Raw genomic sequence first — 2,092 nt, 5'->3', positions numbered from 1 at the left:
GCGTATCATAGAGCAGGCCGCCGCCGAACGGGACGAAGCCGGCGGCGAAGGAACCCTGGATGATATAGGGATTGAAGCTGTCGAACGTGCCGAGCACCACCGAATTTAGGGTACCGCCCTTCGGCGCGTCCGGATTGACGTAGTCGTAGCGCTGGAAGTTGTTGCCGTATTTGGATTCACCGATCAGCGACGAGGTGGTGCGCCATTCGTCCGCGAAGGCTGCCTGCAGGCCGCCGGCGAAAGCCGCCACAACCAGCGTCGATCTGAGAAACGTTCGGCCAACCGTCATGCCTTCTCCTCTGCGCGATAGTGTCAGCCGACAATCTAGTTCATTTGACGCTCATGAAAACCGCGACAGGTCGCCTTTGTCGCCGCACATGCGCTTTTCCCATAGAAAAAGCCGGGCTGAACCCGGCTTTTTCAAGGAATGTACGATTACAATTGCGTTATTGCGCCGGCGCTGGTGGCGGAGCAGCTGGGGCCGGCGCAGGTGCGGCCGGCGCTGCGCCCTCTGCGGGTTTGGCCGGTGCTGCACTTTCTGCCGGTTTGACCGGCGCCGCGCCTTCGGCGGGCGCGGGGGCATTCTCGGCCGAAGCGCCGGGTGCCGGCAGCGGCTTTGGACTGTCCGACAGCGTGCGCAGATAGGCGATGACGTTGGCGCGGTCCTCGTCCTTCGGCAGGCCGGCGAAGCCCATCGCGGTGCCCTTCACGAGCTTCTTCGGCGAGAGGAGAAAGTGATTGAGGTTGTCATAGGTCCACTTCTCGGCGCCGCCCTTGGAAAAATCCTTCATCCCGGCCGAATAGGCGAAGCCTCCATGCTCGGCGACGGGACGGTCGATGAGGTCCCAGAGATCGGGGCCGACCTTGTTCGGCCCGCCCTTCTCGCCGGAGTGACAGGCCTGGCACTTCTTGAACACGGCGGCACCCGCCTCGACATTGGCGTTGGCCAGGAGGTCGGCGATCGGCTTGGCTTCTGAAGCGGGGGCTGCCGGGCCGCCCTCGGCAGGCTCCTCGGTCGCCTCGATGGCAAAGCCGGGTTTTTCCGGTGCGGGGGAGGCGAACAGCGCGTCGGACACAATGCCGACCGAGAAGACGACGAACACGGTTCCGAGCAGGCCGCCGATCAGCTTGTTGATTTCGAAAGAGTCCATACGCCCCAGGCTCCCTTTTCCGGCGGACCGATCCGTCCACTCCGTCCGTCGGTAATCGTGAACCACCCCACAAGGCGGTCAAATCGGGCGGAAACTAGGTCTTTTGCTCTGGCGTTGCAACACCTATAAGGGCGCTTCCAGTGAGACCTTTTGCCACTTTTCCCTCCCTCTTTTTCGGACGCTTCATCACCGATGTCCACGCTCATCCTCATCCCGGCCCGCATGGCCTCGACCCGCCTGCCGGGCAAGCCGCTAGCCGACATCGCCGGCGTCCCGATGATCGTCCATGTCGCCCGTCGCGCTGCCGAAGCCGGGCTCGGCCGGGTGGTGGTCGCCACCGATACCGAAAGCGTGGCCGAAGCGGTGCGCGAGCACGGTTTCGAGGCGGTGATGACGCGCGTCGGCCACGAATCGGGCTCCGACCGCATCTTCGAGGCGCTGGCCACGCTGGATCCCGGGCGTAAGGTCGAAACGATCGTCAATGTGCAAGGCGACCTGCCGACCATCGATCCCGACATCATAAATGCCGTGCTGAGGCCTTTCGAGGATGCGGCGGTCGACATCGCCACGCTCGGTATCGAGATCGTCCGCGACGAGGAAAAGACCAATCCGAATGTCGTCAAGATCGTCGGCTCGCCGCTGTCGGAGACACGGCTGCGGGCGCTCTACTTCACCCGCGCCACGGCACCCTGGGGCGAGGGGCCGCTCTATCACCACATCGGCCTCTATGCCTATCGCCGCTCAGCGCTCGAACGCTTCGTCGCGCTGAAGCCATCGCCGTTGGAACGGCGCGAGAAGCTCGAGCAGTTGCGGGCGCTGGAGGCCGGCATGCGCATCGACGCCGAGATTGTGCAGTCGGCGCCGTTCGGCGTCGACACGCCGGACGATCTCGAACGCGCCAGAACCCTTCTTTCAACCTAAACATCCGGTCAACCTGAGAA

At 63.9% G+C, this 2,092-nt stretch carries 2 protein-coding genes and 1 pseudogene; 1 reads left to right on the top strand and 2 read right to left on the bottom strand.

Features of this window, described 5'->3' with window-relative positions; genetic code table 11:
- Window positions 1–289, bottom strand: a pseudogene (locus EOA85_RS33530) (ABC transporter substrate-binding protein); the annotation flags it as partial.
- A 157-nt stretch (window positions 290–446) separates the two neighbouring features.
- Entirely contained in the window at window positions 447–1,151 is a 705-nt protein-coding gene (locus EOA85_RS33525; protein WP_127212567.1) for a cytochrome c family protein, read from the bottom strand.
- Between the two features lie 192 nt (window positions 1,152–1,343).
- On the opposite strand from EOA85_RS33525, the gene EOA85_RS33520 reads away from it, so the two are divergent.
- On the top strand, window positions 1,344–2,072 hold the full coding sequence (locus EOA85_RS33520) for a 3-deoxy-manno-octulosonate cytidylyltransferase (RefSeq protein ID WP_127212566.1): 729 nt from the start codon (window positions 1,344–1,346) through the stop codon (window positions 2,070–2,072).
- Window positions 2,073–2,092 lie beyond the last annotated feature (20 nt).

It is taken from the genome of Mesorhizobium sp. M5C.F.Ca.IN.020.29.1.1, from assembly GCF_003997375.1.
Taxonomy (GTDB): Bacteria; Pseudomonadota; Alphaproteobacteria; order Rhizobiales; family Rhizobiaceae; genus Mesorhizobium; species Mesorhizobium wenxiniae.
The sequence above is the reverse complement of the archived record's forward strand: the minus strand, read 5'-3'. Positions and strand labels throughout refer to the sequence as shown.